Annotated in this window: 12 protein-coding genes; 11 read left to right on the top strand and 1 reads right to left on the bottom strand. The window is 39.6% G+C overall.

Going from position 1 to position 14,235, the window contains the following annotated elements:
* The first annotated feature begins 65 nt into the window (after positions 1-65).
* The 10 genes from cobM (at position 66) to BMX21_RS10275 (ending at position 11,741) form a co-directional block, all read left to right on the top strand.
* Positions 66-836, top strand: a complete 771-nt coding sequence (cobM, locus tag BMX21_RS10320; protein WP_022754198.1) for a precorrin-4 C(11)-methyltransferase — start codon at positions 66-68, stop codon at positions 834-836.
* Positions 820-1,917, top strand: coding sequence for a FecCD family ABC transporter permease (locus tag BMX21_RS10315; protein ID WP_242952906.1), 1,098 nt, complete (start codon positions 820-822; stop codon positions 1,915-1,917). Before cobM ends, BMX21_RS10315 begins: the two co-directional genes overlap by 17 nt.
* A gap of 1 nt (position 1,918) precedes the next feature.
* Positions 1,919-2,671 (top strand): ABC transporter ATP-binding protein, encoded by a 753-nt coding sequence (locus tag BMX21_RS10310; RefSeq protein WP_051199263.1) that lies wholly within the window; start codon positions 1,919-1,921, stop codon positions 2,669-2,671.
* Positions 2,672-2,700: 29 nt separating this feature from the next.
* Positions 2,701-3,693 (top strand): cobalt-precorrin 5A hydrolase, encoded by a 993-nt coding sequence (locus BMX21_RS10305; RefSeq protein WP_092043994.1) that lies wholly within the window; start codon positions 2,701-2,703, stop codon positions 3,691-3,693.
* A 15-nt stretch (positions 3,694-3,708) separates the two neighbouring features.
* Positions 3,709-4,464 carry a precorrin-3B C(17)-methyltransferase gene (gene cobJ, locus BMX21_RS10300; RefSeq protein WP_034488996.1) on the top strand — a complete coding sequence of 252 codons (756 nt, stop codon included), beginning with the start codon at positions 3,709-3,711 and terminating at the stop codon, positions 4,462-4,464.
* Entirely contained in the window at positions 4,454-6,703 is a 2,250-nt protein-coding gene (cobK, locus tag BMX21_RS10295) for a precorrin-6A reductase (protein ID WP_092043991.1), read from the top strand. The genes cobJ and cobK overlap by 11 nt, the downstream gene beginning before the upstream one ends.
* A 2-nt stretch (positions 6,704-6,705) precedes the next feature.
* Positions 6,706-8,088 carry a cobyrinate a,c-diamide synthase gene (locus BMX21_RS10290; protein ID WP_034488994.1) on the top strand — a complete coding sequence of 461 codons (1,383 nt, stop codon included), beginning with the start codon at positions 6,706-6,708 and terminating at the stop codon, positions 8,086-8,088.
* 230 nt (positions 8,089-8,318) lie between these two features.
* Positions 8,319-8,882, top strand: coding sequence for an RNA polymerase sigma factor (locus BMX21_RS10285; protein ID WP_027203179.1), 564 nt, complete (start codon positions 8,319-8,321; stop codon positions 8,880-8,882).
* Positions 8,879-10,219, top strand: a complete 1,341-nt coding sequence (locus BMX21_RS10280; protein WP_092043986.1) for a DUF4179 domain-containing protein — start codon at positions 8,879-8,881, stop codon at positions 10,217-10,219. Before BMX21_RS10285 ends, BMX21_RS10280 begins: the two co-directional genes overlap by 4 nt.
* Positions 10,220-10,322: 103 nt before the next feature.
* Positions 10,323-11,741: a GGDEF domain-containing protein gene (locus tag BMX21_RS10275; protein WP_092043983.1), complete on the top strand. Its 1,419-nt coding sequence runs from the start codon at positions 10,323-10,325 to the stop codon at positions 11,739-11,741.
* A gap of 39 nt (positions 11,742-11,780) precedes the next feature.
* On the opposite strand, the gene BMX21_RS10270 is transcribed toward BMX21_RS10275, so the two are convergent.
* Positions 11,781-12,971 carry an SLC13 family permease gene (locus BMX21_RS10270; protein WP_092043980.1) on the bottom strand — a complete coding sequence of 397 codons (1,191 nt, stop codon included), beginning with the start codon at positions 12,969-12,971 and terminating at the stop codon, positions 11,781-11,783.
* Positions 12,972-13,501: 530 nt separating this feature from the next.
* Between BMX21_RS10270 and BMX21_RS10265 the strand changes: the two genes are divergently transcribed.
* A complete protein-coding gene (locus BMX21_RS10265) occupies positions 13,502-14,233 on the top strand; it encodes an IspD/TarI family cytidylyltransferase (protein WP_092043977.1) in 732 nt (243 codons plus the stop codon).
* The last annotated feature ends 2 nt before the right edge of the window (positions 14,234-14,235 follow it).

The following is a 14,235-nucleotide window of genomic DNA, read 5'->3' as shown; positions in this document are numbered from 1 at the left end:
GATGTCGCGAGCTCCATCAATTTGAACCATTAGTCACTCGCTTTGCTCGCGATATGAGGTTAAATATGGTACATTTTGTAGGAGCTGGCCCCGGAGCCGCTGATCTTATAACCATCAGAGGAAAAGAGCTTATAGAAAAAGCTGATGTAATAATATATGCAGGATCTCTTGTAAATCCCAAGCTTTTGGATTATGCCCAAAAAGGCTGCGAGATCCATGACAGCAGCAGACTGGATCTTGATGAAGTAATAAATATTATACTTAAAGCTGAGCAAGATAATAAAACAACAGTCAGACTCCATACAGGTGATAGCAGTATCTACGGTGCCACAAGAGAGCAGATGGATATCCTTGATAGAAAAGGGATTGAATATGATACAACTCCCGGTGTCAGCTCCTTTTGCGGAGCGGCAGCAGCTCTTAACATGGAATATACACTTCCGGGGATAAGTCAGAGCGTTATCATTACAAGAATTGACGGAAGGACAGGCGTTCCTGAAAGGGAATCTGTAGAAGCTCTTTCGAGTCATGGTGCGACTATGGTATTTTTCCTTTCTGCAGGTCAGACGAAGAGGTTATCAGACAGGCTTATAAGTGCAGGAGTTTCCAAGGATACACCATGTGCTCTTGTCTATAGAGCAACCTGGCCTGATGAGCAGAAATATGTATGCACACTTGAACAGCTCCCCCAGGTCGCCAAAGAACACAACATAGACAGACAGGCACTTATCATAGTAGGACAGGCCGTAGCCCAGAGCGGATATGAGCTGTCAAAGCTGTATGCACCTTCATTTACTACCGGCTATAGAAAAGGTAAAGATGTTTATGAAAAGTGAGCTTAATAAAAGAGATCCTAACAAAAGTAAACCTAATAAAAGTGAGTATGATAAAAGTAACCGGATAAGTAGTGATCAAAGGATCATATTAGTATTTATATTTTTGGTATTGGCGGCTTTTGCTGCTTTTGTACTTAATCTTTTCATAGGCAATGTGAGTATCGGTATAGATGATATGATAAGGATACTGACAGGTATCTCCAGAGATACAAAGAAGGTAAATATCATAATGAATATAAGGCTTCCCAGAACCATTATGGCATTTATACTTGGGGGAGCTCTTGCTGTGGCAGGTTTTCTGCTTCAGACCTATTTTTCCAATCCAATAGCAGGGCCATATATCCTTGGAATATCCTCCGGAGCTAAGATGGTAGTTGCTATTCTTCTTATAGTTGTAGCAAGGACAGGCTTTTATGTCAGAGGGTATATGCTGGTACTGTCAGCATTTGTAGGTGCGGTCATAGCTACAGGTTTTATCATAATCATATCAAGAAGTGTTAAGAATATGGCTGCTTTACTTGCTGCAGGCATTATGATCGGATATATCTGCAGCGCTGTAACGGACTTTCTTATAGCTTTTGCAGATGACTCGGACATAGTCAATCTCCATAGCTGGTCTCAGGGCAGCTTTTCAGGCGCTGATATGGAAGGTGCAAAATACTGTCTTGTAATAGTGACAATATCTTTTGTTTTAGTAATGCTTTTGTCTAAGAGTCTTGATGCCTTTAGATTAGGCGAGTCCTATGCAAGGAGCGTTGGAGTTAATGTAAGGCTGTGCAGATTTATTATCATCACCTTGTCAAGTCTGTTGTCTGCCTGCGTTACAGCATTTGCAGGTCCTATCTCTTTTATCGGGATAGCAGTTCCATTTCTTATGAGAGAGGCGCTTAAGTCTTCTAAGCCGGTCATACTGATCCCTGCATCCTTCATATCAGGAGCGATATTCTGTCTTTTTAGTGATCTACTGGCAAGGATGCTGTTTGCACCTACGGAGCTTAACGTATCAGCGGTGACCTCTCTTTTTGGAGCACCGCTAGTTGTATTTATGATAATGAAAAGGCACGGGAGAAGTGAGTACTGATATGGATATAAAAATAGAAGGACTTACGGCTGGCTATCGCGATCATATAGTTATAAAAAATATGTCTCTTGATATCGATAGAGGCGATATAGTATCCCTGATAGGCCCAAACGGAGGCGGCAAGTCTACAGTTTTGAAGACTATATCCGGCGAGCTTAGGTCTCTTGGCGGAGTAGTTTGTATAGGCAAAGAGGATATAAGAGAGATTCCTTTAAGACAGTTATCAAAGACCATGTCCATTGTAAATACCACAAGGGTTAATCCGCAGCATATGAGCGCATTTGACGTAGTCTTATCAGGCAGACTTCCCTACAGTGATTTTGGACTTTTTAAGAAAGAAGATACAGAAGGCGCCATATCTGCCTGTTACATGATGAATATAGACAAGCTGAGCAGTAAACCTTTTTCATCCCTTAGTGACGGCCAGAAGCAAAGGACACTGATAGCAAGAGCAATCTGTCAGGATCCAAAGATATTGATAATGGACGAACCAACATCCTATCTTGATATAAGACATAGATTTGAACTTATGGATGTTTTAAGGAAGCTGTCTGACAAAGGTGTTAGCATCATCATGTCCCTTCATGAACTTGACCTTGCACTGGAGATATCAGACAAGGTACTACTTGTCAGAGATGATGGGACATGCACTTTTGAAAGTCCTAAGGAAGTTATAGACAAAGAGCAGCTTAAGGACCTCTTTGGATTATCAGATGATATGTATAAAAAGGTCAGACGGCAGTTTATGAATTGACATAGTAAAAACGTCGGAAGGTACCAGATATGTATACAGCTAATACAGGAATATACAGATTTATATGCTTCACAGATGCAGGAAGAGAGCTGATGGAACGTTTGTGCTCTAGTATAGAACATCAGTCTGAACCTGAGGAGTATCCTGTAAAGGAATATTCATCTGAATTTAATGAGCATTCTGTGAAGGAATATTCTTCTAAATCTAAAAATTCAAGCCTTTCGGACTGGACTTTTGATAACTTTAGTAAAGGTAATATCCTTGTATTTATAGGAGCAATAGGTATAGCAGTAAGAGCCGTTGCCCCTTTTATCAAGGACAAAACCACGGATCCTGCCGTAATCGTAATAGATGAAAAGGGAAGATTCGTTATCCCTGTTTTGTCAGGGCACCTTGGAGGCGCAGTTGATGCTGCAAGGTACCTTGCCGGGATAATAGGAGCAGCACCTGTACTCACAACTGCAACAGATGTTAGAGATGAATTTGCTATAGATGTCTTCGCTTCTTCCAACGATATGGCCATAGGTGATATGCATAAGGCCAAGGAATTTACAGCCAGGATCCTTGCAGGGAGTGATGCGCAGTTTACAGTGACACCATATGTCAAGAAAGACGGCGGCATGTACCTTATTCCTAAGATGCTGGTAGTAGGAATGGGCTGCAGGAGAGGGAAGAGTTTTGATAAGCTATATGTATTTTTAAAAGAAATACTTGATATTAATAACTATGACATAAGATCAGTCAAAGCCTTGGTATCTGTAGATAAGAAAAAAGATGAAGAAGGACTTATCAAACTTTCTGAGTATCTGAATATACCTTTTGTAACATTTTCGTCTGAAGTTTTGATGGAGCAGGTAGGAGATTTTGACCATTCAGATATGGTCATGAAGACGATCGGAGCTGATAACGTATGCGAAAGGGCAGTGAAGGCTTATGGTTGCAGGCAGTTAGCTCTTAAGAAGACTACTAGGGATGGTATGACGATCGCTCTAGGACTTACAGATGTTGATATCGTATTTTAGATTATGAGGTTGTATATGAAATCAAAAAAGCTATGGGTTGTTGGGATAGGCCCGGGAAGTAAAGAAAATATGACATTAAGGGCTATAGATGTCCTTGAATCTTGCGACATAATATGCGGATATACTGTGTACTGTGATCTTGTAAAGCCTTATTTTCCTAACAAAGAATATCTAAGCACACCTATGATGGGCGAAGAAAAGCGCGTTGCAATGGCGCTGCAAAAAGCTGATGAAGGCAATCACGTAGCTCTTATCTGCTCAGGAGATGCCGGCGTATACGGAATGTCAGGACTCTCGTATGAACTTGGAAGAGACTTTCCTGAAGTTGAGATAGAAGTAGTCCCCGGCGTAACTGCAGCTATATCGGGAGCGGCTATACTTGGAGCTCCTCTTATACATGACTTTAGCGTTATAAGTTTAAGTGACAGACTTACTTCAATGGAGCTTATAGAAAAAAGGTTAAGAGCAGCAGCTAGGAGTGATATGGTCATAGTCCTGTACAATCCTGAGAGCCGGTCCAGAAAAGGTTACCTGTCCCATGCCTGCGATATCCTACTTGAGACTATACCTGGAGACAGAGTATGCGGTATAGCAAGGAATATAGGAAGAGATGGCCAGAGATATGAAGTCATGAAGCTTTTAGAATTAAAAGATGCTGATGCAGATATGTTCTGTACTGTTTTTATAGGTAACTCTTCTACAAAGAATATTAGTGATGTGATGGTAACTGCAAGGGGCTATAGGGGTGAAAAGAGTGAAAATGTCAGATAGATGTAAAGTTCTTGTATTTGGCGGAACAACAGAAGGACGTATACTTACAGAACATCTTGTGAGGATGCACATAGACCATGAAGTCAGCGTAGCAACCAAGTACGGCAGGGATATATTAAAAGATATTGACGAAGATAATCTCCTTGTTGGGAGAAAAGATGAAGAAGAAATAAGGAAAGTCATTATAGACGGCGGTTTTAATCTTGTGATAGATGCGACTCACCCTTTTGCAACCGAAGTATCCAGGCAGATCAAAAGCGCTTGTAAAGAGCAGGGCGTTACATATCTAAGGCTTCTAAGAGATACAGGCAAAAAGGCATCTTGCAGCGCGGATCATCATGAAGATTTTTCTGCTGAAGTAGATACAAAGGGGACGTCTGATGTTGTCTATGTAGATGATATTCATAAAGCTATAGAAAAACTTAAGAGAGTATCAGGCAATATACTCCTTCTTACAGGCAGTAAGAACCTTGCTGAGATTGCCGGAGGTATTCCTGATAGCAGTAAGAGACTCTATGCAAGAGTTCTTCCAAGTGAAGATAGCATCAGAAAGTGTACTGACGCCGGGCTTTCAGGCAGACAGATAATAGCTATGCAAGGGCCCTTTTCTAAAGAGATGAATATAGCAACTATAAGGGAAGTTGACGCCAAGGCTATACTGACCAAAGAAAGCGGCAGAACAGGCGGATTTGATGAGAAGATAGAAGCAGCTTACAGCTGCGGTATCAAGGCTATCGTTATAAGAAATCTTGAGTCCGTAACAAAGGACTCTAATAGCTATAGTATGGAGGAAATCTTAGATATTATAGAGGACAAGCCTGGAGATGACCTTGACTATAGTCATAATAACAATAATAAGATCATAACCCTTGCAGGGATAGGACCTGGCGGATCTGAATACTATACACGCGAACTGCTAAAAGCTTTGGAAAGTGCAGATATTATATTTGGAGCTGAAGCTGTGTTAAGAAATCTGGATTCTTCAGTTACAGATAAACTAAAGAATGCAGGTATACCTATTGTAAAGGAATATAATGGAGAGGTAATATACCAATTATTAACTAAAGATATAAATGGTATCGTCAATAATAGATATACTAATCCTGTCATTTTGTTTTCAGGAGATATAAGCCTTTGCAGCGGAGCCAAAAAGGCTACAGAAGTTTTTGAGCAAAAGGGATATGAAGTAAGAAGAATAAGTGGTATATCTTCAGTTGCGCTTTTTGCCAATAAGCTGTTTTTAAGTCTTGAAAATGTAAAGATCGTAAGTGCGCATGGCAGGAAGGTTAATGTAAGGGATTATGTAGAAACAAATAAAGAGACTATAATACTTCCTTCAGATGCAGATGATGCACGAAATATCTGCAAGGGTTTGTCTGATCTAAATATCAGGATTGTTGCAGGATGTAATCTTGGATGCAATGATGAGAAGATCGTTGAGATAAGATCTATTACTAATAAGATTACTAATGATAAAGATGATATAGATGAAGACAAAGGTGATATAGATAAGGATAAATTAAATAAAGATGATATAGATAAGATGGTTTTACTATGCAGCCAGGACGATACGAACAATAATATTCTAAATAGTATTGAAGGTAAGACTTTACTATACGTATACAATGAAAATGCTGATAGCAAAATCTATGCAGGCGGTATTTGTGATTCTGACATTATCCGTGGCAAGACACCTATGACCAAGGAAGAGATCAGAGCGCTTTCTATAAGAAAACTGTCATTGTCACAAGATGCTGTTGTATATGATATAGGAGCAGGAACAGGTTCTATATCTTTGGAAGCAGCTTTGTCATCGCCTGATATTAAAGTCTTTGCCATAGAAAAAAATGAAGAAGCTATATCACTACTTTCTCAAAATAAAGAGAAGTTTCATGTGAGCAATATGGAGATAGTCAAAGGTATAGCGCCGGATATCTTAAATGATCTTGCTACTCCGACACATGTATTTATAGGCGGCAGCAGCGGCAATATGAGAGATATATTAAAACTTGTCTATGACAAAAACAAGAATGCGAGGGTAGTTATCAATACGGTTACAGCAGAGTCTTTTGCCGAAGTTATGGACTTATTGAAGGACTATCCTTATTTAGAGCCTGATATAATACAGGTCAGTGTTACAAGATTTAGAAAAGCCGGAAGATATCATCTGGCTGATGCTCTTAACCCTGTATATATTATAACGCTTTGTACTGATCAAGATATTCTATCCAAAAGGTGAGTATGATTAAAGCAAAAGATTTTCCAAGATTTATGGTATGTGCTCCATCAAGTGGCAGTGGCAAGACGCTTATAACCTGTGCTTTATTAAGAATCCTTGAAAAGCACGGATATAAATGTGCATCTTATAAGTGCGGGCCGGATTATATAGACCCTATGTTTCATAGTAAAGTCCTTAATATTCCTTCAAGGAATCTGGATCTTTTTTTGATGGGACATAATGGGATAAAAAAGGCGATTGTTAAGGGAAGCATTGATAAAGATATAGGTGTCATGGAAGGAGTCATGGGATTTTATGACGGAATGAAAGCTGATTCTGTTAAAGGATCTTCCTATGATATCTGCGCTATAACCGGTTCACCTGCTATACTTGTTGTTAACTGTAAAGGAATGAGCAAGTCTGTGATAGCTCTTATAAAGGGCTTTGCTGATTACGACAAGAAAGGCCTTATCAAAGGAGTCATCCTTAATAATATTTCATCAATGGTTGCAGATAGTCTTAAGAAAGATATTGAAGATGAGCTTAATATACCGGTTATAGGGATGCTTCCAAAACTTGCTGAAAGCTTTCTTGAAAGCAGACACCTTGGACTTGTAATGCCATCTGAGATAGAGGATATTCTGGCAAAGATTGACAGGGTCTCGGGTATCCTGGAACAAAGCCTTGACATGGATAAGCTTATAAATATAGCACGATCAACAGGTGATATCCTAAGACCTGGGGATGTGGATGAAGAGACAAGTTATAGTATCAAGGCAGCAGGACTTTCACATGCCACAGAGCCTGTCAGAGTAGGCGTTGCCATGGATGAAGCTTTCTGTTTCTACTACGAAGACAATCTGGATCTTCTTAAAGAGATGGGAGCAAGTATCACATTTTTTTCTCCGATTCATGATCCAAAACTTCCTGAGGTATCAAGGATCATCTTGGGAGGCGGTTATCCGGAGCTGCATGCCGGAGAGTTATCCCAAAATGCATCCATGAAGGAAGATATATTAAGAGCTGCTAATAATGGTATGCCTATCCTTGCCGAGTGCGGAGGCTTTATGTATCTGCAGGAAAGATTGTCTTCTCCTGATAAAGAAACATATGAGATGGTCGGAGTTTTAAAAGGAAGCGGCAGTATGAGAGACAGACTGGGCCATTTTGGATATGTAACTGTCAGAAGCACATCTGACAATCCTTATCTAAAGGTGGCCGAGGAGATAAGAGCCCATGAATTTCATTATTATGATACGTCGGACAATGGAGATACCTGCCTTCTTACTAAGCCTTCCGGAAAGTCCTGGACGGGGATTCAGGTTTACAAGAATGTTTTTGCAGGATTTGCTCATTTGTATTATCCGTCAAGACCTGAGATGATAGCGAGATTTCTGGCGCTTTGACGAAATGATACCAGGGGCTGGCGAAATGATACCAAGGGACGGAGTAAGGGATTATTTTTGATCTTCAAAATAGTTCCTTACTCCGTCCCCTGATATCATTTCGCCAGCCCCTAGCATCATTTTGCAAATTCCGTTATCATTTCAAAAGCAATTTTCAAAAAAGTTGTAATAATCCTCAAAATCTTACGGCTATATATATGAAAGACAAAAATAAGTCGAAGGGAGCAGATATGGAAGATAGAAATATTGTTGAACTCTTCTTTAAAAGAGATCAGCAGGCAATCAGAGAGACAGACAACAAGTATGGAAGCTACTGTAAGATGATTGCCGGCAATATCCTAAAAAGCTTTCAGGATGTAGAAGAATGCATTGATGACACCTACATAAAGCTTTGGAACAAGATACCGCCCAGTAGGCCCATAGCATTCAAAGGTTTTATCGGTAAGATAACCAGAGAACTTGCATATGACAGATACCGCGCAGGAAGTGCCAAGAAAAGAGGCGGCGGTGAGATAGAAGCCGTTTTGGAAGAACTTGATGAGTGCATTCCTGATTCAGGCAGCGTAGAAAGCAGCATCATGGGAAATGAACTCGCAGGCATAGTTTCAGACTTTGTGGGAAAACTTCCAGAGAAAGAAGCATATATATTCCTGGGCCGTTATTTCTATGCTTATGATATAGCTTTTATAGCTGGGAAGTTTGGAATGACAAAAGGTAATGTCAGTGTGACGCTTACAAGGATCAGGAACAAACTAAAGGAAAGACTTATGAAGGAGGGATATCTGGCCGTATGAACAGTGAGAACTTATTCTTAGCATTGGGTAATGTTGATGACAGACTGATAGAAGACTGCGCTGATTTTTATGCAGATGCTGATATGCGTAGAGGAAGAAAAGTTAATAATACAGCATCAACTGGCAAAACATCAGATAATACCTCGCAACATAACAGATCACTATATATCAAAGACTCAGACAACAGGGGGCAAGACCATATGACATCAGGAAGAAAAAAATCAGTATTTACAAGAGGCAGGATAGCCTTTATAACATCAATAGCAGCAATACTCGCACTAGTGATATTTTCAGGACTATGTATATCACATCCTGCTTTTGCCAAGGATGTTCCGCTTGTGGGAGATATTTTTGCCAATATAGGTTATAAGCTTGGATTTGGCGGATCTTATGACAGCTATGCTACACCTATATCCTCCGATGAAAATGGTAATCCAGGTGAGCTGTCATCAAGCATAAATAAAACCACAGTAACACTTCAGGATATATACTGCGATGGTAAGTCTATGTATATAAGTGTTGCGGTAGAATCCAAGGACGCATTCCCAGTTGACCAGATCTATGAAATTGATGGCCTTAAGAGACTTGAAGTTTATGATTCAAAGGTTGACTACAGCTTTGCAACAGACAGTACATACCAGAGCTACTGTTTTGACTATATAGAAGGAGAGTTCAAAGACGAGCATACATTTGTAGGCTATATCAAGACTGACCTTGAGAGCGTACTTAGATACGTTCCGGATGATGTCGCTCAAAGCAGTGATCAGCTGTGCGACTCTGATGTAGAGTGGAAGTATTATGAGCTTCCTGATACATTTACAGTAGATGTTACTATCAACAAGCTAGTGACAAGTATCGATAACCCCGAAGCTGCTAATCTTTCAAGTGATGATATTGCCAGCCTTACATATCCAAACGAGTATGAGAACTGGTGGATAGATGGACCATGGAACTTTACATTTGATGTAAATGTTGATCGTACAAACTCTGCAAGTAAGACAATAGCATTAACAGGTCTGGACAGCGGATTTGATGAACTTACAGCAACGCTTACTCCTTTTGAACTTGTGCTTTCATATGATCATGATGCAGCCATGGACTATGTTGTAGTTGCTGTTGATGCAAATGGTGCATACATGCCTGGCGAGACTGATATGGATACGATCCCGGTACAAGGCTTTGATACAAGCAGCGTGACAATATATGTATGCGATTATTATGACTTTATGGATAACTTCAAAGGTCAGCTTCTTGATAATGGAGAGCCTTCATCCAAGGATTGCCGCGATATACTTGAATCCCACGCACTGTTTAGTAAGACTATAGCTTTCATTTAGGGTATTGAGAATCATAGATGTTCCGATATATAAGATAAGAGTTTTTGTAGCTATGTTGCTTTATATATCGTTTTGAAGCTTGTTCAAAGGAGGCATAATTGTCATGCCATCTAATAGAAAGCCGCTAAAAAGAAGCGTATTCATAGGATGTACAGCTTTTATACTGATTCTGTGTCTTATACTTAGTACTCTTACATATTTTACCTATACAGACTCTTTGTATGAATCCTATGAGAAGCGAATGTCGGATATCATAGACTATGTACAAAGCCATATTGATATTGAAGATCTGTCGGAATGTGTAGAAACAGGTGTGGAATCCAAGAAGTATAAAGAGCTTATGAATTTTATGGACGCAATTATGGAGGATTTTGACATCCACTATCTGTATATCGTATATCCGATTATTGATGAAAAACCCGGCATGCTTAACATATTGTCTGCTGATACCAAATACGGAAGGCAGTATGAACCTGATGGGTATTATCTTGGTTCGATCTCTTATGATGACTATGCAATTGACGAACTTAAGCTGTATTATGATGCCATGATGACCAATGATGGCAGAGACATAACCTTCTTTAAGGATTTTAGCTCCTGGGGATATGATTATACAGGTGCCAGAGCTTTAATAGATTCTAAAGGCAACAAATTTGCTCTCCTGTGTGTAGACATAGAAATATCAGAACTTCTCAAAGACATCGGAAACTATACTTTTGCTAATATTATGCTAATTGTAGCTCTTGGAACTATATTTATAGCTCTCTTTTTGACATGGATCAACAGAAACTTCACAGATCCTATAACCAAGCTTGAAAAGAGTGTAGTAGAGTTTGCAGATATTGCCCATGAACAGAAAGATCCTAAGAAGCTTATATACCATGCCCCTGATATAAGTACAAAGAATGAAGTCGAATCCTTAAAAGATGCCATAGAAAGGCTCTCTGTTGATATGCGGGAATACGTTACAGACATGGTCGATGCTCAGGGCAAGGTTGAAGATATGAAGAGTAAGGTCAGCCGCATGGACATGGTCGTTTATCAGGATGCACTTACCCATGTCAAGAATAAGGCATGGTATGACAATATCAAAAAAAGAGTTAACGATGATATAGCTGCCGGCAAAGCAGTCTTTGGAATTATAATGCTGGATCTTAATAATCTAAAAAAGATCAATGACAATTATGGCCATGAGCATGGTGATGATTATATTTCCGGCGCATGTCATGAAGTATGTATCATATATGACCATTCTCCTGTATTCAGGATAGGGGGAGATGAGTTTGTGGTTCTTTTGGAAAAAAACGATTATGAAAATAGAGAGGGATTGTTCCAAAAACTGATAGATACTTTTGATAATATATTCAAAGATGAATCTAAAGAACCATGGGAGCGTTATAGTATTGCCGCGGGAATGGCTATATATGACAGTGCTATAGATAAGTCCATGGACGATGTCTTCAAAAGAGCAGATGAACTCATGTACCATAACAAGATAGAATCCAAGATGGCAAGAGAGTGATCTGTTGCTGAGATTTGGCAAGTTTTATAAAGATAGAAACTATCCTAAAGCTATTAGCACATTCATTGATGCAAGAATAGCAAGAAATACCACATTTAACAGTGTAAATACAGCTACATATCTTCCTTTTTGGCAATCCTTCATCTGTCCATAGAACTTAAACGATATAAGGCTTGCCATAGAAGCTATAAGAGTTCCAAGGCCGCCGAGGTTAGTACCTACTATAAGCAGGCACAGTTTATCAGTCATTCCTGATAGCAGGATCGCAGCAGGAACGTTACTGATGAACTGGCTTGCTATTATTGATGTGATAACTTCACGCCCGCTTAGGACGTTCTGAAGAGCATCTCTAATGGGCTCTATTCTTTTGATATTACCTACGAATATGAACAGGAAGATGAATGACAGAAGAAGGAAATAGTCCGCCTTAGTGATAGTCTGCCTGTCGATAAGTAGAACTACTGCGATGGTAACAGCCAGTACCACCTGATATGGAAGGACATGGACTACTACCAGAAGGCTTAGTAAGAACAGCACTAGATAGGATGTTATCATCTTTTTGGAAAAAGATGCGCTGGTCTTTCTATCAGTACTTTTGCTTGTGGATGATACAGATTCTTCTTTACTATTAGCATCGTCAACTTCTTCCATGACAGTTTCATCAGGTGTACCCTTTTTAACAGGGAACATGAATATCCCGAATAACAGCAGTAATAGAAGAGATGTAAGGCTATAAGGCAGCATTATCTTTATAAAGCTTATAATACTGATACCGGACAGAGAGTACAGATACAGGTTCTGAGGATTGCCGATAGGAGTCAGCATACTTCCAAGATTGGCAGCTATAGTCTCAAGAACTATAAGTTTTATGGCAAGAGATCCTTTATTCTCATCATGCATCATGTTTATAAGCTCTATGGAGAATGGCACGAAGCTTATAAGCGCAACATCATTGGTGATGAGCATACTAAAGAAAAAGCATAGAGTTATAAGGACAAGCGCAAGACCTCTTTTTGTAGAAGTACGTGCAAGGAGTTTTTCTCCAATATATTTAAAAACACCCTCCTTACGAAGTCCTGCCATTACAAGCATAAGGCAAAGGAGTATACTAAGTGTCCTAAAATCTATATAGGAAATATACTCAGCATCAGGATGTACTAAGAAAGCGCTTATTATTGCAAGTATAAGTGATATGATTGTTACAGGTTCTTTTTTTAATATATTAAACATAGTGAGTGACCTCGTTTTCAGAACTGATTAGTCTGATATTTTGCGGTTATATATTAAGTACTGAAACTTCGCACTTGCCAAACATACGCCACCTTTTGAGGCAGCGCCGATGCGGATAGTTTATAATGCATTTTCATATCTTGAAGGTGTTATAATTCAAGGCATGATATCTGGATTTTTATATTCTAGGGTCTGAAACTCGCTTCGCTCAGACATGCAGACCCTAAGAAGAATATAAAAATCCATCTCTCATGCTCCTGAATTTTATAACACCTTCAAAAGATATGAAAATGCATTATAAACTATCCGCATCGGTGCTGCCTCAAAGGGTGGTGTATGTTTGGCAAGTGCGAAGTTTTAGTTAAGTAGTAAATGTTGGAAAAGCGTAACAGACCGAAAAATATAATACTACAAAAATATTGCTTGCTCAAATCAAGAATTAGGTTTAAGAATCTATATAAATATGTCGAAATATTATTCGGTTAAATCTTTCAACTGGTTGCATTATTTTTAAAATAAAGGGGGTTATTATGAGTGTTATTTCGTGTTCAGCTATTATTCTTGCAGGCGGTGTCGGTGCCCGTATCAGCAGTACCAATACTCCCAAACAGTATATTGAGATCTGTGGAAGGCCTATCATTTCTTATGTTATAGATACAGTGATCGCAGATCCTGTTATATCAACAGTAGTCATCGTATGTGCTGACCAGTATAGGCAGCTTGTGAGCGAGTGCTGCGCAGAAAGTATCAGAGACAGCGGCAGACACGGCGTAGAATTTAGGTATGCAAACCCAGGGTTCAACAGGCAGATGTCTGTTTTAAGCGGGCTTAAGAAACTGGAAAACTCTATAGGAGAAGGTGACCTTGTAGCCATAATAGATGCTGCAAGGCCATGTATGACGAGGCAGATGCTTGATGCATGCATAGAGGCTGCAGACGGCGCAGACGGCGCTATTCCTGTTCTTAAGATGAGAGATACTGTATATATGTCAGAAGATGGAAAACATATAACTGATCTTTTGGAAAGGTCCAAAGTCCTTGCAGGGCAGGCTCCTGAAGTCTTTAGATTTGGAAAGTATCTTGCCGCCAACAATAAACTTTCAGAAGCTCAGATGGACCACATCCACGGAAGCAGTGAACCGGCTATCATGGATGGCATGAAGATTGTAATGATACCCGGAGATGAGAACAACTACAAGATAACAACAGATGCTGACCTTGCCCGTTTTAGGAATGAATGCGAATGGAAGCAGGAGATGTGATT

This window comes from Butyrivibrio sp. TB, from assembly GCF_900110805.1.
Taxonomy (GTDB): Bacteria; Bacillota; Clostridia; order Lachnospirales; family Lachnospiraceae; genus Butyrivibrio; species Butyrivibrio fibrisolvens_C.
This window is presented reverse-complemented; position numbering and strand designations above follow the sequence as displayed.